The following is a 22,608-nucleotide window of genomic DNA, read 5'->3' as shown; positions in this document are numbered from 1 at the left end:
CTTCAAGAAATTCTTGAAGATCCTTGAAGAGAGGGGTTCCAGGAGCTTCCTGAAGGTGTGAGCAGTACCCCTGCTGCCCGGATTCTGCTGTTGTTCTCTTCTTTAGGGCCCATGGTTGCCAAGTCTCCGCCACCCATCGTCTACATTGCTCTGGGGCTCCTGCTCCTCTGGGGCGGTCATCGCGCTTGGCGGGCGGGCTACCTTCGCTGGCCGCCAGGGATCTCGCTGCCGCGAGTGTCGCTGCCAGGGTTGGGCAGTAGGGCCCAGGATCTGCTCTTAACCAGCGGCGAGCGCACCCTCTTTGCCGATAGCAGCCCCGCCGCCGTGGCTGCCGCAGAGCTCATCCGCCAGGGCAATTTTGGGGCGGCGATCCCGCTCTTGGAGATGGGGCTGCAGAACAACCGCAACGACCCGGAAGCGCGCATTTTTTTGAACAACGCCCGCGCCCGGCAACAGGGCAACCCCTTGAGCTTAGCCGTGGTGGTGCCCATCTCCAGCAACCCCAACCGCGCCAAAGAGACGCTGCGGGGCGTGGCCCAGGCCCAAGAGGAGCTTTTCCAACAGGGGGGCCTTGAGGGGCGGCTGCTGCAAGTGGTGATTGCCGACGACGGGGATAACCCGGAGCGAGCGGCGGCAGTGGCCAAAGCGCTGGTGGGCCAGCCTGAGATTTTGGGGGTGATCGGCCACAACGCCAGCGATGCCACCCTGGCGGCGGCTGAGATCTATCAGTCTGCCGGCCTGGCCATGATCTCCTCCACCTCCACCAGCACCCGCATCAGCCTGCTGGGGAACGCCATCTTTCGCACCGTCCCCTCCGACCAGATTGCTGGCACGCAACTGGCCCGCTATGTCCTTAACAAGCTGCGCCTGCAGAGGGTGGCCATCTTCTACAACCCCAACAGCGCCTATAGCACCAGCCTGCGCGACGCCTTTGCCTCCACCCTGACCAGCGAAGGGGGGATTGTGCTGGCCACCTTTGACCTAACAGCCGCCGATTTCAACCCCCAGGCCAGCCTCCGGAGAGCACTGGAGCAGGGATCCCAGGTGGCTTTCTTGGCACCCACGGCTTCCGTAGCCGAACAAGCGCTGGCCGTTGCCCGCCAGAACGCCCTCCTCGGCCAACCCCTTGCCCTGGTGGGGGGGGATGTGCTCTTCAGCCTCACCACCCTCAAGGAAGGGGGAGCAGCGGTGGAGGGCATGGTGGTGGCGGTGCCCTGGCATCCCGATCTTCTCCGCAGCCGCGGCTTTGCCCAGAAGGCAGCCCAGATGTGGGGAGGGCAGGTGAGTTGGCGCACCGCCCTGGCCTACGACGCCACCCGTGTTTTTCTCCAGGCTATTCGGCAGGGATCCCCCAGCCGCAGCGGCATTCTCACTGCCCTCGGCGACTCCAACTTCCGCTTGCCAGACGGCGCTTCCGGGGAGGTGCGCTTTTTGCCCTCCGGCGACCGCGATGCCCCCAACGTGCTGGTGCGCATTGAACGGGGCAACCGCTCCGGCACGGGCTACGACTTTGTGCCTCTCCCCTAGGGATCCCGGCAAGCGCTACAGTAGGGGATGCTCTCAACTCTCTTCATCTCCTCAGCTCGGATGGATCCCATGCCCAGCCGGATCACCGCGTGTTTTCAGGCGCTGCGCAGCCGCGGCGAAGCCGCCCTCATCCCCTACCTCACCGCCGGGGATCCCGACCTGGAAACCACCTTTGAGGCCCTGCAAGTTTTGGATCAACACGGCGCCGATCTCATCGAGTTGGGGGTGCCCTACTCGGATCCCCTGGCCGATGGACCCGTGATCCAAGCAGCAGCTACCCGCGCCCTCAAGCGGGGTGTTACCTTGGGTGCCATCTTGCAGGGCTTGAGGTGCCTCTCGCTGCGGGCCCCTCTCATCCTCTTCACCTACTACAACCCCATCCACCAGCTCGGCCTCCCCACCTTTGTGCAGCAACTGCGCCGGGCCGGCTGTGCTGGCTTAGTCGTCCCCGACCTGCCCCTGGAAGAGGCCGGATCCCTGCGGGAAGCAGCGCAGGCAGAGGGGATCGACCTGATCCTACTGGTGGCCCCTACCAGTCCCCCGGAGCGGATGCGCCGTATTGCCCAACAGTCGAGCGGCTTTATCTACTTGGTCAGCACCACCGGCGTCACCGGCGAACGGGCCACCCTGGAGCAGCGGATCCCGGCCTTGCTGCAGCAGTTGCGCCAATACACCTCTCTGCCGATTGGGGTGGGCTTTGGCATCTCCACCCCCGACCAAGCCCGCCAGATTGCTCTCTGGGGAGCCGATGCCGCTATCGTGGGCAGTGCCTTCGTGCAACGGCTGGCCAAAGCCCCCACTCCCGCCCAGGGGCTGCAACAAATCGCCCACTTCTGCCGGGATCTAAAAGCTGCTCTGCAAGGAATAGGTACCCCCGAACATTGACTGCTTCAGTGTGTGGGCAAGAGGCTTGCCTTTATCTCAAAACAAGTAAAACGAATGTTTACATTTTGTTACTACCCTCGCCGACCGGTTTCCGGCCTGCTGACCCAACAGAGCCAGAGGATTGGCGGCCAAGCAGACACTCTGGTGCCTGTTTATTTGTAAATCTTCACAAAACACTCATCCCTCCCACGCTATAAAATTGACCTGGATGCTCGGCTGTCTGAAAGTCGCAGAGGTTCTTGACTTGTCTCAAAATCTGGGGCTTCGGTGGGGGTAATCTGCTCCACAGGATCCCCGGTTTTTGGGGAAACGGGATCCCACAAGAGAGCTTGGGATTCGGCTTTTGAGAGGTTCAGCCAGTCGCTCATCGCTTTTTGGAAAGACCAGAAGGAGATCCATCATGCAAGACGCCTTTACCCGGGTGATCGCTCAGGCAGATGCACGCGGTGCTTTTTTAAGTGATCAAGAGTTTGACCGTTTGGCGGCTTTGGTGGCAGAGGGCAACAAGCGCCTGGATGCGGTCAACCGCATGACCAGCAACGCCGCCCAAATCGTGACCAATGCGGCTCGTTCCCTGTTTGCCCAGGAGCCGGATCTGATCGCCCCTGGCGGCAATGCCTACACCAACCGTCGCATGGCTGCCTGCCTGCGCGACATGGAGATCATCTTGCGCTACATCACCTACGCCACCCTGGCGGGGGACAGCTCGGTGCTGGAAGATCGCTGCCTCAACGGCCTGCGGGAGACCTACATTGCGCTGGGGGTGCCCACCAGCTCCATGGCCAACGCCATTGCGGCCATGAAGAAGGAAGCCCTGGCCAAGATCATGGATCCGAACGGCATCACCCCTGGCGACTGCTCGGCGCTGCAAAGCGAGGTGGCCAGCTACTTCGACAAGGCGGCTGCCGCCATTGTTTAAGTTGAGGGTAAGTTGAGGGTTGAAGGCGGTCGTCTCTCTTTAAAGCTCCCTGAGATCGTCTAGATCCCTTTTTCCGATAGGCAGAAAGGCATCCCCCACTTAAAGGGGTGCCGGCTGCTCAACTAAGACTTTTGCTAACAGTCAACGCATTTAGGAGTTGCAAGGTGAAAACTGTCATTACCGAAGCGATTGCCGCTGCTGACAATCAAGGGCGTTTTCTCAATGCCAGCGAGCTGCAGGCCGTTAATGGTCGTTACCAGCGCGCTGCTGCCTCTCTAGAAGCGGCCCGTGTCCTGACCCAAAACCAACAAACGCTGGTGCGCGAAGCGGTGCAGGAAGTATTCAAGCGCTTCCCCTACCTGACCCAGCCGGGCGAGATGGGCCATGGCGATGTGTTTCAGGCCAAGTGTGCCCGCGACATTGGCTACTATCTGCGCTTTATCACCTACTCGCTGGTTGCAGGCGGCACGGGCCCCCTCGATGAATACTTGGTGGCTGGCCTGCGGGAGGTGAACCGCTCCTTTAACCTCTCCCCGAGCTGGTACATTGTGGCTCTGCAACACATGAAGAGCCGTGCACTGGGCATGCTGAAGGGCCAAGCAGCCAACGAGGCAGCCATTTACTTTGATTACGCCATCAACGCCCTTAGCTAAGGGATGCCAGAGTAGAGATCCCGTTTTTGGGGGAGCGATCTCTTTCTTCGTCTTTCAATTAAGTGCCCCTATAGAGCAGGCAGCAGCCCAAGTAAAGCTGAGCCGGTCGTTTCCAGGTTTTCGGCACCGCGGCTCTTCTCGAGCCGGCTAGGTTGCCTGCCTGCTTCCCAAGCGCTTGTGCCTGGGTACAGCTCCGCCTCTGGAGGTGGCTTTTGGGGCCCCTCTGGTGTTGAGGGGGTTTTTGTGCCCAGGTGCTGCACAAAGTTGAACTCGACTCGGGGGAAAGCGATGTTTGGTCAAAGCACCAGCGGCCCTGAAACTTTGACGGAAGCCGGTAGCCGGGTTTACAAGGTTGAGTACACTGGCCTGCTTAACCCGCCCGATGCTCTGGCCACCTCTGCTAAGGTGCGTCGCAGCACCATGAGCACCACAGTTCCTTACAGCCGGCTGTCTGCCGAGATGCAGCGCATTCTGCGGATGGGCGGCAAAATTGTGCAGGTCACTGCTCTATCGGTGGCCCCTGCCCAGAGCAACGGCGCTGCTGAGTAAGGGATCCCCCTGCTCAACCGCAGTCATTGGCAAGGTGGCCTCGATTCCATGGACGGCTCTGCAAGGCTTCCCATGACATCCAACACAGCGGTGCTGCCCCAGCCGCTCACCTGGGAGCAGGCAATAGCGCGGCTGCAGGGGGATGATCCCCAAGATCGGTATTATGCCGCTTGGTACTTGGGCACGGTTCGGGATCCGCGGGGCGTGGAGCCGCTGCTGCTGGCGTTGCGAGATGAGCGGGATCGCACCGCTTTGGGGGGCTACCCGCTACGGCGCAATGCCGCCAAAGCCCTCGGGCAAATTGGCGACGTGCGGGCCGTGCCCGGCCTGATCGAGGCACTTGCCTGTACCGATCTGCACGTGCGGGAAGAGGCTGCCTACGCCCTGGCCCAGTTAGGGGACAGGCGAGCGGTGGATCCCTTGCTGGCCTTGCTGCAGTCGCGGGAGCAGGAGCAGCCCTGGGAAGCCTTCATCGAGGCGCTGGGCCAGCTCGGCGCCACCGAGGCCGAGGCGGCGATCCGGCCTTTTTTGAGCCACCCTTCGGAGCGGGTGCGTTCGGCAGCTGCCTGGGTGCTCTATCGCTTTACGCAAGCCGAGGAGCTGATCCAAGTTCTGGTGGCGCTGCTGGCCCACCCCAATTTCAGCCTGCGCCAAGCGGCCCTTTTCGATCTGGCAGAATCCGGCTGGGTGGCAGGAGCGTCGCTGTTGGCGACAGCCGATGTGGCCCTTAACCTGCGCATCAACGCTCTGAAGCGCCTGTTCGACGTGGCGCTACAGTTGGGGCGGGTGCCGCCGGATCGGGTGGCAGCGGCGATCATCCCGCAGCTGGACAGGCTGTTCTAGACGTGGAAGGGCTTTGGGCCCTCCCCCGTGTTGGCTCACTCGAATGTTTTGTTCTTTACCTTACCTTCGGCCTGTGGGTTGTCTATGTCCTCTTCCTCGGCTGCGCAAGTGCTTCCTACTGCTGTGGCTCAACTGGCTGCTGAACTGGAACAGGCCACCTCAGCCGAAGAGCTGTTGCGGGTGGTGAGAGCGCTGGGATCCTTGGGCCACGTGGAAGGGATCCCCCTGCTCATTCGCGCCTTTGGCTTCAACCGCCCTGCCGTGGGAGAAGCCGCCCTGGAAGAGGTGCTGCGCTTCGGGGAGGCAGCGGTACAGCCTTTGCTGGCCAACATCGATGGCTTCGACTATGGGGCACGCGCCTATTCGGTGCGGGCATTGGCCCGTATCGGCCACGGGGATGCCTACCCCTTTTTGGCGGAAGCCATTGTGGCGGACTTCGCCCCCAGCGTGCGGCGGGCGGCAACCCGTGGGCTGGGGCGGGTAGCTGCACGGAGGCCTCTCTCCGACCAAGAGCAAGCTTTGCACCTGTTGCGTCAGTGCTTGGGCGACGCTGACTGGGGCGTCCGCTATGCTGCCGTCGGATCCCTGACGGACTTGGCTCGGCTGGGGGAAGCGTCCCTGCGCCCCGCAGCCGCAGCGGCTCTCCAGATGGCTTTGCAGGATGCGGATCCCTTGATTCCCCTCCGCGCTCGCCTCAGCCAGCAGGAGCTGGCTGCTGAGCGGTAGCCTCTTCTTCTTTAGTTGTTTTGTTTCTTGTAGGAGCACAGCCTATGTCTCTTCCCTTGCTTGCCGATCGCCCCACCACGCAAAACGTGCGGGTGAACCGCTACTTTGTACCCAGCGACGAAACCCCGCCCGTCTATCGCCCCGACGACCCGACGGGCATCGAGAATGTCATCCGCGCCGCCTACCGGCAGATCTTCAGCGAACACCTGATGCTGGAGAGCTACCGGCAAAAAGCTCTGGAGTCCCAGTTGCGCAACGGGGCAATCTCGGTGAAAGAGTTTATCCGTGGCCTGGGCAAATCGGAGGTGTACCGGGATCTGGTCATGGTTCCTAACGACAACTACCGCTTCGTCGAGGTCACCTTCCAGCGCTTCCTGGGCCGGCCCACCTACAGCCAGCAGGAGCGCATCAAATACTCCATCATCCTTGCCACCCGCGGGCTGGACGGCTTTATTGATGCTGTCATCGATAGTGAGGAGTACAACGCCGCCTTTGGGGACGATGTGGTGCCCTACCAGCGCCGTCGCCTCTCAGAGAAGCCGGCCAACCTGGTGACCCCCCGCTACGGAGCGCGGTGGCGGGATGTTTCCGGCGTGAAGCGCTCGACGCGGGAAGTGGTGCGCACCTATCGAATTACTCGTCCTCCCAAGCCGGGGGATCCGGAAAACTTCCTCAACATGGCCCGCATGCTCAATCCCAAGCCGGCAGCGCGGCAAAACATCAGTGTCTTCGATCTGAAGATCCCTGACATGACCACCAACCGCCGCTGAGGTTGGGCAGCCCACCCGCCGCATCTTCCTCCATTTGCCAAGCCGGTCAAGCCGATCATCCGACACCGCTGGGGTGGATCGGCTTTTCGGCCTGGTTGGAGTAGGATTCGTTATAATTTGGGTGATGCTTCTTAACACTTGGGTTGCATGAAGAATCCAGTTGTACGGGCTTTTTTCGTCGGCAAGGCGGTGGCCGACGTGCTGCGAGAGCGCTTGGAGAGCACCTTCGCCGACATTGCTGGGGAAGTGGGCAAGGTGTGGGCGGAGCTCCAAGAGGGCTGGCAGACTTTTGCTCAGGATGTCATGGCCCGGGCTGAGGCGGAAGCATCGCTAGCTACCCAAGCAATAGTGCCGCCGCCCTTCAAGACAGAGGATCTGCAGGCAACCTTGGACGACCTACGGGCAGAGGTGGCGCAGTTGCGCTCCGAATTGCAGAAGTATCGGAGTCGAAACGCTTGAACGCCAGCACACTCCGATCCCGAACCTTTTTGGGATCCGAACCCGTCAAGCCCTATACCGCCTACCGTTGGGCCCGGGAAAACTACACCCGCTGGGGCCGCCTTCTGGATATTTGGCGATTTGTGCTCACCTGGCTGTTCTACCTCTGGCTGGATCAGCAGGCGTGGAGCTACGGGGGGCAGGCCACACCAGAGCGCAAGGCCAAACGCCGCCGCGCCAGAGCCATCTGGATCCGTGAGACGCTGCTCCACCTGGGCCCTACCTTTATTAAGGTGGGGCAGTTTTTCTCCACCCGCGCCGATCTCTTCCCCGCCGAGTATGTCGAGGAGCTGTCCAAGCTGCAGGATCGGGTGCCCGCCTTTGGCTACGAACAGGTGGCGGCCATCGTGCAGCAAGAGTTGGGCAAGCCGATTGAGCAGATCTACAGCTATTTCGATCCCACCCCTTTGGCTGCAGCCAGCTTGGGACAGGTACATCGCGCCAAGCTCAAGACTGGCGAAGAAGTCGTTGTCAAGGTGCAGCGTCCGGGCCTGACCCGCCTGTTCACGATTGATCTGGAGATCTGCCGCGGGATCGCCGAGTTTTTTCAGTACCGCACCCGGTGGGGCGGGCCGGGCCGAGACTGGATCGGCATCTACGAAGAGTGCCGCCGCACCCTCTGGGAGGAAGTGGACTACCTCAACGAGGGCCGCAACGCCGACACCTTTCGCCGCAACTTTCGGGATATGCCGCAAATTGCCGTCCCCAAAGTGTACTGGCGCTACACTTCCCCCCGCCTGCTGACGCTGGAATACCTGCCGGGGATCAAGATCAGCGACTACGAAGCCCTGAGTGCGGCGGGGCTGGATCGCAAGATTTTGGCCCGCTTGGGGGCAGAGGCCTATTTGCGGCAACTGCTCAAGGACGGCTTTTTTCACGCCGATCCCCACCCTGGCAACATTGCCGTCAAGCCGGATGGCACGCTGATCTTCTACGACTTCGGCATGATGGGGCGCATTCGCCCCGGCATCAAGGAAAAGCTGATGGCCATGCTGGCGGCTGTGGTGGCCAAAAATGCCGACCTGGTGGTGGCCTCGCTGGTGGAGCTGGGGGTGCTGGTGCCCACCGCCGATCTGGCGCCGGTGCGTCGCTCGGTGCAGTACATGCTGGATCACTTTATGGATAAACCCTTTTCCAGCAACCCAGGAGAAATCTCCGTGGCGGCCATCAGCGAAGACCTCTACGAGCTGGCCTACGATCAGCCATTTCGCTTTCCCGCCACCTTTACCTTCGTGATGCGGGCCCTGACCACGTTGGAGGGGCTGGGAAAAGGGTTGGATCCGGAGTTCAATTTTCTGGAAGTGGCCAAGCCTTTCGCGGAGGAGCTGATGAACGGCAGCAGACCGGAGACGGAGACTCTGCTAGCCCAGGTCAGCCGCCAGGCGGCAGAGTTCACCAGTAGCAGCCTCAGCTTGCCCCGCCGTCTTGAATCGACCTTGCGCAAGTTGGAACAGGGGGAACTGCGCCTGCGGGTTCGCTCGAGCGAGGCAGAGCGCCTGATGCGCCGGCTGAACAACACCGGCCTGGGCACCATTTACGCAGTGTTGTTTGCAACCTTTTTTCTCAGCGCAACCCAGCTATTTTTGGCCGGGCATGCTACTTTAGCGATTGTCACCCTGGCTTTGGCCGTTCTCGCCGCCTTGGCGCTGGTCAGGGTACTCTTAAAGGCAAATGGATCAGAGCGACTGATGTGATGCGACGATATGCCTGCGCTACGGATCCAGGCAAGGTCCGCAGCAGCAATCAGGATGCCTACTACTGTGATCCAGAAGGACGTTACTTCATCGTTGCTGATGGCATGGGAGGGCACGCTGCTGGGGCAACGGCTAGCTTGTTGGCCGTCGAGACCATCCGGGCCTATCTGGATCGAGGCTGGAAAAACGTGCCGGCACCCAAGTTGCTCAGCGAAGCGGTAGAAGCAGCCAACGAGGCCATTCTGAAAGACCAGCGGGAAAACCCAGAGCGGGCAGACATGGGCACCACCGTGGTGGTGGCTATGGTGGATCCCCACAACAACTGCTGGAGTGCTCACATTGGCGACTCCCGCCTCTACCGCCTGCGCGGATCCCAGATGCAACAGATGACGGAGGATCACACCTTGGTGGCTCGCTCGGTTCGCCAAGGGGAGTTGACGCAAGAGCAAGCCCGCGTCCACCCCTGGCGACATATTCTCGAGCGCTGCCTGGGCCGGCCCGATGCGGGGCCGCCTGCCGTGCAGCCGATTACAGTTTGTCCGGGGGATCGCCTGCTGTTGTGTAGTGACGGGCTCACCGAAGAGCTGGATGACGAGGCTATCGCCGAGTATTGCCTGCAGGTAGAGGACTTGGAGCAGCTCCCCCGCAAGTTAATCGAGGCGGCCAAAGAGCGGGGCGGGCGAGACAACATCACGGTGGTGATCGCTGAATACGCTTAGTTGTGCCCTTCTAGAGGCAGTATTGCCGGTAGACCTCGCCAGCGGCGCGGTGCAGCAGCGAGTGGCGGTACACAAGGTGGGCAAGGTCTTTGCCATAGCCGCCGCCGATAACGCAGGCAACGGGGTAGCCTCGCTTTAAGCAGGTGTCCAGCACCTGCATGTCGCGGCGAAACAGCCCCTCGTCGCTGAGGGCCAGCTTGCCCAAGAGGTCTTCGCGGTGGGGATCCACCCCCGCGTCGTAGAGCACCAGATCCGGGCGCACCTGGGCCAAGAGATCCGGCAAGTGGTCGGCCAAGATTTGTAGATAGGCTTCGTCTTCCAGGCCCACCGGCAGAGGCACGTCCAGGTCGCTCTGTTGTTTGGTGGCCGGGAAATTGGCGGCGCAGTGCATGGAAAAGGTAAACACCCGCGGCTCGGAGCGGAAGATCCAGGCGGTGCCGTCGCCCTGGTGCACATCCAGGTCGACAATCAGAACCTTGTGCACCAGCCCCTGCTGCAGCAGGACTTGGGCGGCAATAGCCAGGTCGTTGAAAATACAGAAGCCGGCGCCGTAGGTGGGAAAGGCGTGGTGGGTGCCGCCGGCGGTGTTGCAAGCCAGGCCGTGGCGCAGGGCCAACTGGGCGGTCAGGACGGTGCCGCCCACGGCTCGACAGGTGCGCCGCACCAGCTCAGGGCTCCAGGGCAGGCCGATGCGGCGCTGCAGCTTGGCTTCCAGGGATCCCTCACAGTAGGCCCGCACGTACTCTGGCGTGTGCACCGATTCGATCCAGGCCAGGGGAGGCAACTCCGGCTGGTGCACTTGCTGAGGGCGGATCACCCCTTCCCGCAGCAGTAGCTCGTGCAGGAGGCGAAATTTTTGCATGGGAAAGCGGTGGCCCGGCGGCAGGGGGGCGCTGTAGTCGGGGTGGTAAACAACGGGCAAAGACATTCAAGGCAACCGGATCGACGAGGGTGGGCATGGCCTATTGGGGCCCCAGTGCTTATGGTAGAGGTAGCCTACTCTTGCCAGGGCCCTGCTCTCTTCTCTGTATCGTCGCCATCCCCTATGTTCACTTCCTCGGATCCCTTTTTGGATCGCCTCTTGGCCCAGCGCTATCGCCTCACCCATCTGCTGGGGCAAGGAGGCATGGGGCGGGTCTATTTGGCCCAAGATCTGCTCTTTGGTGGGGTGGAAGTGGCTATTAAGCTGCTCTCCCAGCCGGCGATGGACGAGCAGGCCCGCCTGCGCTTTGAGCGGGAAGCGAAAGCCTGCGCCGCTTTGGGCCAAAAGAGCCTGCACATTGTCAAGGTGAGCGACTACGGCATCACTACCGATGGGGTGCCCTTCTATGTGATGGAATACCTGAACGGCCAAACCCTCAAGGATATTCTGGCGGCGGGACCTCTGCCTCTGGAGCGCTTTTTTCGCCTGGCCCGCCAAATTGGCCTGGGGCTCAAAGCGGCCCACGAAGGGATCCTCTTGGAAGGGCAGCGGATCCAGGTCATCCACCGCGACCTCAAGCCGGCCAACGTGATCGTGGTGGCCGACGAGAGCTTGGGGGAGCTGGCGAAGCTGGTGGATTTCGGCATTGCCAAGTTGCTCAACACCCGGGAGTCGCTGAGCCTCACCCACGCCTACCTGGGGACGCTGGCCTACTCCTCCCCAGAGCAATTGGAAGGGTTGCCGCTGGATGCCCGCTCCGACATCTACAGCTTCGGGATCATCCTCTACCAGATGGTGTCGGGCCAGATGCCCCTCCAGCCCACCACGGAATCTTTCCCGGGCTGGTACCAGGCCCACCACAAGCAGCGCCCCCTGCCTCTGGAAGAGCTGGGACTGCCCGCTGGCCTCTCCGACCTCATCCTCAGTTGTTTGGCCAAAGATCCGGCTGCCCGTCCGCCCACGGTGGCCAATGTGTTGGCAGAGCTGGAGCGCATCCAAGCCGGGATCCGAGGTTCCGCCCCTGTTGCCTTTCCATCGCCAGGGATCCGTGGCGCCTCGCTTCGGGATCCTGCTCCTTTAGCCACAGCCGGCACGCTGCGTCTCAGGCCCGTGACAGGGGCCACTGCGGCGGAGAACAGGGGATCCCTGCTCCTCTTCCTGATGGGCGGGCTGCTGGGCTGGGCCCTCGTGAGTTGGCAGTTGGGACGGTTTCTGCAGCGCCCTGCGGCTCCGGTGATCTCCGGCTCTCGCCCCTCGCCAGCTCCCACGGAGTTAGAGGATGAGCGCCCAGGAGCGGATGCGCAGCCCGATACGGCCCCTGAACCTCTTGCTCTGGAGCGGGTCAACGGCGGTGCTGCCCAGGACGCCGGCAAGAGGGAGCGGGATCCGGCGCCGGAGCTGGAGCCCTACAGCGGCAGCGGGCCGGTGTTGCGCGCCTTCCCTCTCCAGACTTCCCGCGAGGTGGTGCGGGCCGCCCTGGGATCCCCCAGCCAGCAGGGGCGGGGCGCTTGGCCCAACACCGTGTACGACCTGTACCGCTTGGGCGGCATGAACTTGAGCCTCACCTACGACGAATCCAGCCTGGCGCTGCAACAAATCGAGGCCACCGTTGCCGACGACGTGCCCGCTCCGCAGGCAGAAGGGCTGCTGGAAGACATGCTGCAGGCCCCCTTGCCCCCCCAGTTGCAGCGAGAACTGCAGGCGGTGCGGGAAAACCGTTCTGAGCGCGTCCAGTTCCGTGTCGGCCCTTGGTCTGGCCTTGTCGAGCGCACCCCCCAGGGCCACCTCTACCTGGCCGTTTGGGATCCCCCGCCCAGCCCTTCACCTTCCCCGCCCACCGTCCCCGTTGCCCAGCCCCGTCCGGCCCCCGCCGGCCCTCCTCCCGGCCAGACCCTGCAGGAGCTGCTGCGCCGCTCACGGGAATTGCGGGGAGATTGAGCCATGTCTGCTTCCGAAGACAAGAATCCTGTGCTGGGCACCGTCGCCCGCTTCTTCAAGACCCTGGCGAGACCCTTTCCGGTCGGGCCTACGCTTCTCCTCAAGCCCGCCGAGCCTCCTCCCCCCAAGCGCCCGGTGCGCCTGCGGATCACCTGCCCAGGAGAGCCCCCCCAAGTGGTCACCCTGCAGGGATCCGACATTCTGGGTCGCAGCCAGACGGTGGCCACCATCCGCATCCGCGCTCCTGCGGTGAGCCATCTGCACGCCCGCATCCGTCCGCGTCCGGGCTGGCGTCTGCCCGGCCTGGGGTGGCGGATCCCGTTGCCCCCAATTCTCTACTGGCTGGGGTGGAACGCCGGTCGCTACCAACTGGAAGATCAAGACTCCACCAACGGCGTCTTTCGCCTCAAGCCCTTTGGCGGCGCCGAGCGGGTGCGGCGAGTGATCCTGCGCCATGGCCAGCGACTCAGCCTTGGCCCGCCCCGGGATCCGGAGAGCGTGTTCATTCAGGTGTTGGATCCACCGCCGCCGCAGGTGTACGGGGTGCGCGGCTGCCTGATCCTGATGGCGCTCTTGGGGCTGGGGGTGAGAATTTGGATCGGCCATGAGTGGAGCAAGTTCTCAGTAGAACCGCCGCTCGCCGCCGATCGCAACCCCCTCATCGTCCTGGCCGGGGATCGGCAAACCGAACTGCGCCGCCACCAGGGGGATATCTATCGGGAGCTGCCCAACCTGGAGGCCTTCGGCCCGATTCTGCCCAAAGTGGTGGTGGCCGCCGAAGATCACCGCTTCTACTCCCACTTCGGGGTCGATCTGCTGGGCATTGCCCGCGCCTTTTGGGTCAACCTGCGCTCCGGAGAGGTGCAGCAGGGGGGCAGCTCCATCAGCCAACAACTGGCCCGCACCGTGTTGCGCGACTACACCGGCTCAGGCAACACCTTTGGCCGCAAGCTGCGGGAGGCTGTTGCCGCCCTCAAGCTGGAGCGGCGCTACAGCAAAGACGAAATCCTCACCCTCTACCTCAACAACGTCTACTTGGGCAACGGCATCTACGGCTTTGAGACCGCCGCCCAGTTCTACTTCGGGATCCCCAGCCGCCAGCTCAGCCTTTCCGAAGCCGCCACCCTGGCCGCCATCCTGCCTGCTCCCAATGCCTTCAACCCCATCGCCAACTACGATGCCGCCGTGCGGGGCCGGGATCGGGTGTTGGATCGCCTCAGCGAGCTCCAAGTCTTCCCAGAAGAGGAGATTCGGCGGGCCCGGCGCAGCCGCCTCACCCTCAACCCCAATCTGCGCTCCCAGACCTCGACGGTTGCCCCTTACTTCTACAGCACCGTCTTCCAGGAGCTGCGGCAGCTTCTGGGCCAAGACCTCTCGGCAGAGGGCAACTTCATCATCGAGACCACACTGCATTTGCCCTACCAGCGGCTGGCGGAGCAGGCCCTGGCCCAAACGGTGCGCGAGGTGGGCTCCCGCCTGGGCTTCAGTCAGGGTGCCTTGGTCAGCCTCGACAGCCGCAACGGTGAAATCCTGGCCTTAGTAGGTGGGATCGACTACAACGCCAGCCCCTTCAACCGGGCTACCCAAGCCCAACGGCAGCCGGGATCCACCTTCAAAGTCTTCACCTACGCCGCCGCCCTCAGCCAGGGGATCCCGCTTTCGCAGGTGCTCTCCTGTGAGCCGCTTACTTGGGGCAACCTCACCTTTCAGGGCTGCCGCTCGGGAAGTGCCCCCATGGACTTGGCCCGCGGCTTGATCCTCTCCGAAAACGTAATTGCCCTGCGGCTGGCCCAACAGGTGGGGCTGGAGCAGGTGGTGGCCATGGCGCGGCAAATGGGGATCCAATCCCCCTTGCAGCCCTATCCTTCCCTGGTACTCGGCACGATGGAGGTGAACCTGCTGGAGCTGACCGCGGCCTTTGCTCCTTTGGCCAATCGCGGCCTTTGGTCCAGGCCCCACACCATCCGCCGCATCTTGGATAGCAGCGATTGCGCCAACCCCGACGACTTTCGCACCTGCCGCGAGATCTACCCAGGCCGCGAGGATCCCCGCTCGCAGCGGCTGGTTTTGTCGGCAAGCGTCGCCCAGCAGATGACCGCCGTATTGCAAGGCGTGATCCGCTCCGGCACCGGCACTGCCGCTCGCCTTGGGATCGGAGAAGCGGGCAAAACCGGCACCACCACCGCCAACAAGGATCTGCTCTTTATCGGCTACACACCCAACCCGCCTCTGGTAACCGGCATTTGGCTGGGCAACGACGACGCCGGCCCCACCCGCGGCAGCAGCAGCATTGCCGCCCAAACTTGGAGAAACTACATGAGCCAAGTCATCACGGAATAAAAACCTTGGGATCCCTGGCTTTGCCTGTTGGAGCGAAGCTGTATGACTGTCCCTCTGATTCAAAACCCTGATGTTCTAGAAAGCCGACTCAAGGAGATTCCCAGCGAACCTGGTGTCTATTTGATGCGAGATGCCACCGACCAGATTCTCTATGTGGGCAAATCGAAGAAGTTGCGATCTCGCGTGCGATCCTATTTTCGCTTTACCGGCGACTTGCCTCCTCGCATTCAGCGCATGGTGGTTCAGGTTTGCGAGATCGAGTTTATCGTAACCGATAACGAAAGCGAAGCCCTAGCCCTGGAAGACAATCTCATTAAAACCTATCAGCCGCCCTATAATGTTCTCCTCAAGGAGGAAAAAAAATACCCCTACTTGTGCATTACGTGGTCAGAGCCTTACCCTCAGATTTACATTACCCGCCACCGCCGTCTCAACCAAAATCAAGATAAGTACTACGGGCCCTATACCGATGTGGGCCTGCTGCGCTACACCCTCGGCCTGGTGAAGCGCATTTTTCCCTTGCGCCAGCGTCCCAAGCCCCTTTACAAAGATCGCCCCTGTTTGAACTACGACATCGGGCGTTGCCCTGGTGTCTGCCAAGGCTTGATCAGCCCGGAGGAGTATCGCAAGACCGTTGCTCAAGTGGCGATGATCTTCCAGGGGCAGACGGACGAGCTTATCCGGGAGTTGAAGGAGAAAATGGCCCAGGCAGCCGAGCAAGAAAATTATGAGGCGGCGGCGCGGTACCGGGATCAAATTCGTGGCCTAGAACAACTGGGCGAATCCCAGAAGGTGTCTTTGCCCAACTCTACCGTCAGCCGCGATGCCCTGGCTTTGGCTATGGATGACTCGCGAGCTTGCATCCAGTTGTTTCAGGTGCGGGCGGGCAAGTTGGTGGGACGGCTGGGGTTTATTGCTGAAAACCGTGGCGACGACCCGGCTCTTATTTTGCAGCGAGTTTTGCAAGAGCATTACCAGTACTGCGACCCGGTGGAAATTCCCTCGGAAATCTTGACCCAGTACGAGCTGCCGGATCGCGATTTTCTTGAGTCTTGGCTAAGCCAAAAAAAGGGGCGCAAGGTCAGTCTCCTTGCCCCCCAGCGGCAGAGCAAAGCGGAGCTAATTGAACTGGTAGAGCGGAACGCCCGGCTGGAGCTAGCCCGCAGCCAGCGCTTGGCAAACCGGGAGGCAGAGGCGCTGGAACGCCTGGCAGAAGTTTTGGATTTGCCGGCAGCTCCCCGCCGCTTGGAAGCCTACGACATTTCCCACCTCCAGGGATCCGATGCGGTGGGCAGCCAGGTGGTGTTTATCGACGGCTTGCCAGCCAAGCAGCACTACCGCCGCTACCGGATCCGCAACCCCGAGGTGCGGCCCGGCCACTCCGACGATTTTGCCAGCCATGCTGAGGTGGCGCGGCGTCGCTTCAGCAAAATGACCCCTGAGGATCAGCCGGACTTGGTGCTCATTGACGGCGGTAAGGGGCAATTGGCGGCAGTCATGGCTGTCTTGGCAGAGCTGGGCCTGGAGCACCTGCCGGTGATTGCCCTGGCCAAGCGGGAGGAAGAGATCTTTCGGCCCGGGGATCCGCTGCCGCTGCGGCTGCCGCCCCAGGATCCGGCCCGCCTGCTGTTGCAGCGCCTCCGAGATGAGGCCCACCGCTTTGCCCTGGCCTACCATCGCCAGCAGCGGCAGCTACGCCAACAGGCTTCTGTCCTGGAGGAGATCCCTGGCCTGGGCAAGCAGCGCCAAAAGCTGCTAATGGAGGCGTTTCGCTCCCTTGCCCGCATTCAAATGGCCACAGAAGAGCAGTTGGCCCAGGTGCCAGGTATTGGCCCCAAGCTGGCCCGCCAGATTTACCGCTACTTCCATCCAGAAGCCGAAACAGAGTCGCCAGCAACAGCAGAAGGGGGGTGAAGGGCCAAACTTAACGATTCAAGCTGGCCTATCATCGTGGAGTCTGCCATTTGCCGGGCAACCGTTCTCGGCCAAGGGGATCCAAGTGAAGGTAGCGCTGTTGCAACTCAACTACACCGTTGGCGATCTCAGCGGCAATGCTGAACGCATCCGTGCGGCGGTCGAGGCAGCGGCGGCGGCAGGAGCGGAGCTGGCCATTACGTCTGAGCTGGCCCTGTTGGGGTACCCACCCCGGGATCTGCTGCTCTATCCGGCCCTGATCGAGAGGGCGGGCCAAGTTTTGCAGCAGTTGGCCGCCCGGCTGCAGGAGAGCATTCCGGTGGTGGTGGGATCCGTGCAGCCCAACCCTCTGCCGGAGGGGCGGCCCCTCTACAATGCGGCAGCCTGGCTGGAAAGGGGGCAGATCCGCCACTGGTTTCAGAAGTCGCTCCTGCCCACCTACGATGTCTTCGACGAGGATCGCTACTTCGAGCCGGGATCCCCACCCCAACCCATTGAGTACCGGGGCCGCCGACTGGGCTTTACCATCTGTGAAGACATCTGGAACGACCGCGACTTCTGGCAGCACTGCCGCTACCACCGCGATCCAGTAGAAGAGATGGCCCGCTGCGGCGCCGATTTGCTGATTAACCTTTCCGCCTCCCCTTTTAGCTTGGGCAAGCAAAAATTGCGGGTGGAGATGCTGGGATCTCTAGCCCGCAAGCACGCCCTGCCCATCCTCTACGTCAACCAGGTGGGAGGCAACGACGACCTCATCTTTGACGGGGCCAGTTGCGCCCTAGATGGCCGAGGCCGGCTGGCAGCCCAAGCTGCTGCTTTTGCGCCGGATCGGCTCATCGTGGATGTGGAGGCGCTGCTCCATCCCCGTGATGAGGAACCCAGCCCGCCGGGATCCCGCTGGCCAACAGAGCCGGAAGCGGAGCTCTACGAAGCCTTGGTTTTGGGCACCCGCGACTACGTCAGCAAATGTGGCTTTCGCGAGGTGTTGCTGGGCCTGTCGGGAGGGATCGACTCGGCTGTTACTGCCGTCATTGCCGCCGACGCCCTAGGGCCAGAGCGGGTGCTGGGGGTACTCATGCCCTCTCCCTATTCCAGTCCCGGCAGCCTGACGGATGCTTACCAACTGGCGCAAAACCTGGGGATCCCGACCCTGAATCTCCCCATTCACGCGATTATGGAAAGCTACCAACATCTCCTGGCCGAGCCTTTTGCCGGCCTCCCCCCCGACATCACCGAAGAGAACCTGCAGTCCCGCATCCGCGGCACCCTGCTCATGGCCCTCTCCAACAAGTTTGGCCGGCTGCTTTTGACCACGGGCAACAAGTCGGAGCTGGCAGTGGGCTACTGCACCATCTACGGGGATATGTCCGGTGGCTTGGCGGTGATCTCCGATGTGCCCAAAACCTGGGTCTACCGCCTGGCCCGCTGGATCAACCGCCACCAGGAGCGGATCCCTCTTCCCATCCTCAGCAAGCCTCCCTCGGCAGAGCTGCGGCCTGGCCAGCGAGATAGCGACAGCCTACCCCCCTATGACGTGCTGGACGCCATCCTGCAGCGGCACGTTGAACAGCACCAATCCGCTGCCGAGCTGGTGGCCCAAGGGTTTGATCCCGACACCGTACACCAGGTGCTGCGGCTGGTGCAAAATGCCGAGTTCAAGCGCCACCAGGCTCCTCCAGGACTGCGGGTCACTGACCGGGCCTTTGGCACTGGCTGGCGCATGCCCATTGCCAAACGCCAGGAAGGGATCTGTTTTTGATTTTGCCTTCACCCCCGGCCCCTCTCCCTCAGGGAGAGGGGGGTTGCCGCAAGCCAAGTTTCTAGATCAGCCCCAGCCAGGAGGCGACGCCTTGGCCGGTCACCGCTTCGATGACAATGGCCAGGACAAAGCCAATCATGGCTGCGCGACCGTTGAGACGCTCGGCATATTCGTTAAAGCCAAACTTGGGCTCAGACAGGTTGGGGTTGGACATAAGAACCTCCGCTGTGTGCTTTGGAGCAAAAAGAGTGGAATCTGTAAAGAATGAAAACAAGAATGCCACCCACCCTTCAGTATAGTTTGCATTTCTTTACGAATGCAAGAAAGAAGCTGCCGATGACCAGTGTTCCGGTTGAGGACAAGAGCCAGGTTCCTAGGTGCGGCGTTTCATCTCTCCTCCCTAGCCCAGAACGGCAGGGATCCCTGTTACAAAAGTTCGGAAATCGCAGCCTTCCCACCGACTGGGGTAATCTGAAGGGCAGGTCAACGGAGAAAACCCCTATGGCGATTCAGCGTGGTGCCAAAGTCCGTGTGTTGCGGAAAGAATCCTACTGGTATCGGGATGTGGGAACGGTGGCAGCGGTGGATACCAGCGGCATCCTCTACCCGGTGATCGTCCGCTTTGACAAGGTTAACTACTACAACATCAACACCAACAACTTCCGCGAGGACGAGCTGGAGGTGGTGGAAGAGCCCAAGCCCAAAGCCAAAGCTACCTCTGCCAAGTAAACCAAGCTTTCGGCCTTCCTGTCCTGTGCCCGAGCTGCCCGAGGTTGAAACCGTCAGGCGGGATCTGCAGCGCCTTACTCTAGGTCTGCGCATCCTGGCGGTGGAGGTGCTTCTCCCTCGCACCGTGGCCTACCCTGGCAAAGAGGAGTTTGAGCAGGGGCTGGCTGGTACCTGTTTGACTCAGTGGCAGCGGCGAGGCAAGTATCTCTTGGGATCCCTGGACTCCGGAGCGGTTCTGGGTGTGCATCTGCGCATGACCGGGCAACTGCTCTGGGTTCAGGGATCCGCGCCTTTGCCGGTTCATACTCGCGTCCGGCTGCGCCTGGAGCAGGGGTGGGAGCTGCGCTTTGTTGATCTGCGCACCTTTGGCCAGATGTGGCTGGTGCCCGCCGGGGTGGAGCCGGAGACGGTGATCCCCGCCCTGCAGAGCTTGGGGCCGGAGCCGCTGTCGCCGGCCTTTTCAGAAATCTATTTCCAAGCTGCTTTGCAGAAGAGCCGCCGCCCCATCAAAACTGCCCTGCTGGATCAGGGCCTGGTGGCGGGGGTGGGCAACATTTACGCTGATGAGGCCCTGTTTTTGAGCGGTATTCACCCTTTGACGCCCGCCTCGCAGCTTTCCGACGCTGCCAAAAGCCGCCTGCGGCAAGCTTTGATCGAGGTGTTGCGGGTTGGGCTGGAGCAGCGGGGCACCACCCTGCGTGATTACCGGGATCTGCGTGGGATCAACGGCAACTATCAAGGTCAAGCCTGGGTGTACGGTCGGGAAGGGGATCCCTGCCGCCTCTGCGGCACCCCCATTCAGCGGCTTAAGCTGGCGGGCCGCTCAGCCCACTTTTGCCCCCGCTGCCAGCCGCCCCCAGGCCAGGTTGCAACTGGATGGCGGATCCCCCGCGAACAGCTATAGTTCTGGGTTGATCTCCAGCTCCCCTCTCCCAGAGGGAGAGAGGCCGACGGTGAGGGAGGGATCCCGGTGAAAAAGGTGGTAGGGCCTCGGTCTTGGGGCGTCTTCGGCGGGATAGCTTTGTGGGGGATAGGGATCCCGGCACTTCCTGTTTTTGCCCAACTGGAGCTGGATGCCCAACTGGGCCGATCCCAAGTTGTTGCCCCCAGCAAAGATTGCCCCGCCTGCGACCTGACGGGAGCGGAGCTGCCAGGCGTGGATTTGTGGGGGGCCAACCTCAAAGAAGCCATCCTCAAGCAGGCCAACCTGCAAGCTGCCAACCTCTCCCAGGCAATCCTCAACTTGGCCGATTTGCGCGGCGCCAACCTGAGCAGCACGGATCAGGGCGGGGCCTTTCTGTGGGAAGCGGATCTCAGCCAAGCCAACCTCCAGCAGGCCAATCTCACAGGGGCTAACCTCCAGGTGGCCAACCTCAGCGAAGCCGATTTGCGCGGGGCTGTTCTTGCCGGCGCCGACCTGACAGGAGCCAACCTACGCCAGGCCGATCTGCGCGGGGCCGACCTGCGGGGAGCTTTTCTGGAGGGAGCGGATCTAACTGGCGCCTTGTACAACGCCCAGACCCAACTGGATCCCACCTTTAGCCCCAGCGCCCACGGCATGGTCTTTGTGAAAAACTAGCCCCCCTCTCCCTTGGGGGGAGGGGCCGGGGGTGAGGGCTAGCTCCCTCTTTTGGGCAGATTAAGCTTAGCCCCCTTCCTGGCCGGGATCCCCTGCCATGAGTTCCCCTGTGCGAGTTCTGATTGCCGACGACCATCCCCTATTTCGGCTGGGGCTAAAGTTTGCCCTGCAAGCACAAGGATTTGAGGTGGTGGCCGAAGCGGAGACGGGATCCCAGGCCGTTGAGTACTGCCGCCACAACCCTCCCGACGTGGCCATTTTGGATGTGCGCATGCCGGATGGAGACGGGATCCTGGCCTGCCAGCAGATTGTTGAGCTGGGCCTGTCGGTGGTGGTGGTGATGATGACCACCTTTCAGGAGCCGGCCTTGGTCGAGGCAGCGCGACGAGCGGGGGCCAAAGGCTACCTCTCCAAAGAAACCGACCCGGCGGAGCTGGCCCGCGTGATTCGGCAAATTCTGGCCACTCCCGATCAAGACTGGCTGCCCACCCCCCAAGCGTTGCCCAAGCTCACCCCCCGCGAGCTGTGCGTGTTGCAACTGATGAAGGAGGGCCTGGCCAACAAGCAGATTGCCCGCCGCCTGGGCCTCAGCATCGAAACCGTGAAAGAATACGCCAGCGCCGCCTACCGCAAGCTGGACGCCACCGACCGCGTCACCGCCCTGCTCAAGGCGCAACAACTGGGAATTCTCTAAGTACAAAGCCCCTATCCTCCTCCCCTCTCCCTCAGGGAGAGGGGCCGGGGGTGGTCGCGTGAGCGGCGCGGAGCGCTTGGGCAGTCCGGCGTTTCCCCCCAGAGGTGGGGATGCCTGCAATCCGGATCCCTTGCATACTGTTGCTATCTTGGCAGCCTTTACCCGCGTACGGCTATGTCTGCTCCTTCCCCACTGTTGCTCAAACTTGCCCTGCGTCTGCTTGGCTCTCTGAAGATCCCGGTGGATCGGCGCAGGATCCGCGAGCGTGGCTTTGTTCTACCGGTCGCCATCTTGATTGTGCTGGTGTTGAGCTTGGTAACGGTGGGCCTGCTCACCCGCTCCACCCAGCGCAACATCCAAACCCAGGTGGAACGGGCGGGGCAGACGGTTAGCCGACAACTAAACGCCGCCATCGACCGGGCGCGGGCCAAGATTGACTACCTGGTGCGGGATCCCCGCCTGCCTGCCGGCACCCCTACTGATGCCCAACTTGCCGCGGCCTTGATTAACGACGGGGCGGGAGGGCTGCTCCCGCGGGATGAGAACGAGCCCTACATCCTCCCCGATGAAACCCAGTTCGAAATTACAACCAACATCGAGGTGGAGGATCCCAACAACCCCGGGCAAACCCTGCCTGTGCCGGTACGGGCGCCGGCCTGGTGGTTTTTGGTGGACACCGACAACAACGGCGTCAACGACTCCGTAACTGCCTACACCATTCTCAACACCCGTCGGGCTGCTGGCGCTGGCTTTGAGGATAGCCAGCTAACGGATACGGAGCGGGCGCGGCGCCTGATGATCCGCAGTGGCCCCCTGCAAGGGTCGGCCCTGAACCCCTGTACCGACAAAGCCGCCGAGCAGACCGCCAACCCCAACGTGGGAGACTGGTTCCAGGCGGGATCGGCGCTGTACAAGCCTTTCCAGGTCTTTGCCGTCACCTTGCCCATTCA

General features: G+C 62.1%; 21 protein-coding genes and 1 pseudogene. 20 read left to right on the top strand and 2 right to left on the bottom strand.

Features of this window, described 5'->3' with window-relative positions; translation table 11 throughout:
- The first annotated feature begins 111 nt into the window (after window positions 1-111).
- The 11 genes from NW852_RS10135 (at window position 112) to NW852_RS10085 (ending at window position 9,783) form a co-directional block, all read left to right on the top strand.
- Window positions 112-1,527, top strand: coding sequence for an ABC transporter substrate-binding protein (locus tag NW852_RS10135; RefSeq protein WP_414370264.1), 1,416 nt, complete (start codon window positions 112-114; stop codon window positions 1,525-1,527).
- 69 nt (window positions 1,528-1,596) lie between these two features.
- Window positions 1,597-2,412: a tryptophan synthase subunit alpha gene (trpA, locus tag NW852_RS10130; protein ID WP_414364536.1), complete on the top strand. Its 816-nt coding sequence runs from the start codon at window positions 1,597-1,599 to the stop codon at window positions 2,410-2,412.
- 400 nt (window positions 2,413-2,812) lie between these two features.
- Window positions 2,813-3,331, top strand: coding sequence for a phycocyanin subunit beta (locus NW852_RS10125; RefSeq protein WP_414364537.1), 519 nt, complete (start codon window positions 2,813-2,815; stop codon window positions 3,329-3,331).
- A 164-nt stretch (window positions 3,332-3,495) separates the two neighbouring features.
- Window positions 3,496-3,984 carry a phycocyanin subunit alpha gene (locus NW852_RS10120; RefSeq protein WP_011429135.1) on the top strand — a complete coding sequence of 163 codons (489 nt, stop codon included), beginning with the start codon at window positions 3,496-3,498 and terminating at the stop codon, window positions 3,982-3,984.
- Between the two features lie 288 nt (window positions 3,985-4,272).
- Entirely contained in the window at window positions 4,273-4,533 is a 261-nt protein-coding gene (locus NW852_RS10115; RefSeq protein WP_414364538.1) for a phycobilisome linker polypeptide, read from the top strand.
- 72 nt (window positions 4,534-4,605) lie between these two features.
- A complete protein-coding gene (locus NW852_RS10110) occupies window positions 4,606-5,376 on the top strand; it encodes a HEAT repeat domain-containing protein (RefSeq protein WP_414426702.1) in 771 nt (256 codons plus the stop codon).
- Between the two features lie 84 nt (window positions 5,377-5,460).
- On the top strand, window positions 5,461-6,102 hold the full coding sequence (locus NW852_RS10105) for a HEAT repeat domain-containing protein (protein ID WP_414364541.1): 642 nt from the start codon (window positions 5,461-5,463) through the stop codon (window positions 6,100-6,102).
- Window positions 6,103-6,146: 44 nt separating this feature from the next.
- Complete coding sequence (locus NW852_RS10100; protein WP_414364544.1) at window positions 6,147-6,872, top strand: phycobilisome rod-core linker polypeptide; 726 nt, start codon at window positions 6,147-6,149, stop codon at window positions 6,870-6,872.
- Window positions 6,873-7,019: 147 nt separating this feature from the next.
- Entirely contained in the window at window positions 7,020-7,331 is a 312-nt protein-coding gene (locus NW852_RS10095; protein WP_414364546.1) for a DUF6825 family protein, read from the top strand.
- Window positions 7,328-9,064: an ABC1 kinase family protein gene (locus NW852_RS10090; protein ID WP_414364549.1), complete on the top strand. Its 1,737-nt coding sequence runs from the start codon at window positions 7,328-7,330 to the stop codon at window positions 9,062-9,064. The genes NW852_RS10095 and NW852_RS10090 overlap by 4 nt, the downstream gene beginning before the upstream one ends.
- Window positions 9,064-9,783: a Stp1/IreP family PP2C-type Ser/Thr phosphatase gene (locus tag NW852_RS10085; protein WP_414370259.1), complete on the top strand. Its 720-nt coding sequence runs from the start codon at window positions 9,064-9,066 to the stop codon at window positions 9,781-9,783. Before NW852_RS10090 ends, NW852_RS10085 begins: the two co-directional genes overlap by 1 nt.
- A 10-nt stretch (window positions 9,784-9,793) precedes the next feature.
- Here NW852_RS10085 and NW852_RS10080 read toward each other — a convergent pair whose 3' ends face one another.
- Window positions 9,794-10,711 carry a histone deacetylase gene (locus NW852_RS10080; RefSeq protein WP_414370258.1) on the bottom strand — a complete coding sequence of 306 codons (918 nt, stop codon included), beginning with the start codon at window positions 10,709-10,711 and terminating at the stop codon, window positions 9,794-9,796.
- A gap of 117 nt (window positions 10,712-10,828) precedes the next feature.
- Here NW852_RS10080 and NW852_RS10075 point away from each other — a divergent pair, with 117 nt between their 5' ends.
- The 4 genes from NW852_RS10075 (at window position 10,829) to NW852_RS10060 (ending at window position 18,656) form a co-directional block, all read left to right on the top strand.
- Complete coding sequence (locus NW852_RS10075; protein ID WP_414364556.1) at window positions 10,829-12,643, top strand: protein kinase domain-containing protein; 1,815 nt, start codon at window positions 10,829-10,831, stop codon at window positions 12,641-12,643.
- Between the two features lie 3 nt (window positions 12,644-12,646).
- Complete coding sequence (locus NW852_RS10070; RefSeq protein ID WP_414370254.1) at window positions 12,647-14,983, top strand: transglycosylase domain-containing protein; 2,337 nt, start codon at window positions 12,647-12,649, stop codon at window positions 14,981-14,983.
- A 42-nt stretch (window positions 14,984-15,025) separates the two neighbouring features.
- Window positions 15,026-16,897 (top strand): excinuclease ABC subunit UvrC, encoded by a 1,872-nt coding sequence (gene uvrC, locus NW852_RS10065; protein WP_414370252.1) that lies wholly within the window; start codon window positions 15,026-15,028, stop codon window positions 16,895-16,897.
- Between the two features lie 85 nt (window positions 16,898-16,982).
- A complete protein-coding gene (locus NW852_RS10060; protein ID WP_414426701.1) occupies window positions 16,983-18,656 on the top strand; it encodes an NAD+ synthase in 1,674 nt (557 codons plus the stop codon).
- Between the two features lie 61 nt (window positions 18,657-18,717).
- Here NW852_RS10060 and NW852_RS10055 read toward each other — a convergent pair whose 3' ends face one another.
- Window positions 18,718-18,870 carry a chlorophyll a/b-binding protein gene (locus NW852_RS10055; protein ID WP_011429120.1) on the bottom strand — a complete coding sequence of 51 codons (153 nt, stop codon included), beginning with the start codon at window positions 18,868-18,870 and terminating at the stop codon, window positions 18,718-18,720.
- 287 nt (window positions 18,871-19,157) lie between these two features.
- On the opposite strand from NW852_RS10055, the gene NW852_RS10050 reads away from it, so the two are divergent.
- From NW852_RS10050 to NW852_RS10030, 5 genes and pseudogenes are all read left to right on the top strand, one after another.
- A complete protein-coding gene (locus NW852_RS10050; protein ID WP_414362355.1) occupies window positions 19,158-19,385 on the top strand; it encodes a photosystem I reaction center subunit IV in 228 nt (75 codons plus the stop codon).
- A gap of 25 nt (window positions 19,386-19,410) precedes the next feature.
- Window positions 19,411-20,289, top strand: coding sequence for a DNA-formamidopyrimidine glycosylase (locus tag NW852_RS10045; protein ID WP_414370249.1), 879 nt, complete (start codon window positions 19,411-19,413; stop codon window positions 20,287-20,289).
- A gap of 75 nt (window positions 20,290-20,364) precedes the next feature.
- Window positions 20,365-20,964 (top strand): pentapeptide repeat-containing protein, encoded by a 600-nt coding sequence (locus NW852_RS10040; RefSeq protein ID WP_414364565.1) that lies wholly within the window; start codon window positions 20,365-20,367, stop codon window positions 20,962-20,964.
- 97 nt (window positions 20,965-21,061) lie between these two features.
- Window positions 21,062-21,658: a response regulator gene (locus NW852_RS10035; RefSeq protein WP_414364567.1), complete on the top strand. Its 597-nt coding sequence runs from the start codon at window positions 21,062-21,064 to the stop codon at window positions 21,656-21,658.
- A 174-nt stretch (window positions 21,659-21,832) separates the two neighbouring features.
- Window positions 21,833-22,608 (top strand): annotated as a pseudogene (locus NW852_RS10030) (type II secretion system protein); the annotation flags it as partial.

It is taken from the genome of Synechococcus sp. H60.1 (assembly GCF_047462335.1).
Classification (GTDB): domain Bacteria; phylum Cyanobacteriota; class Cyanobacteriia; order Thermostichales; family Thermostichaceae; genus Thermostichus.
This window is presented reverse-complemented; position numbering and strand designations above follow the sequence as displayed.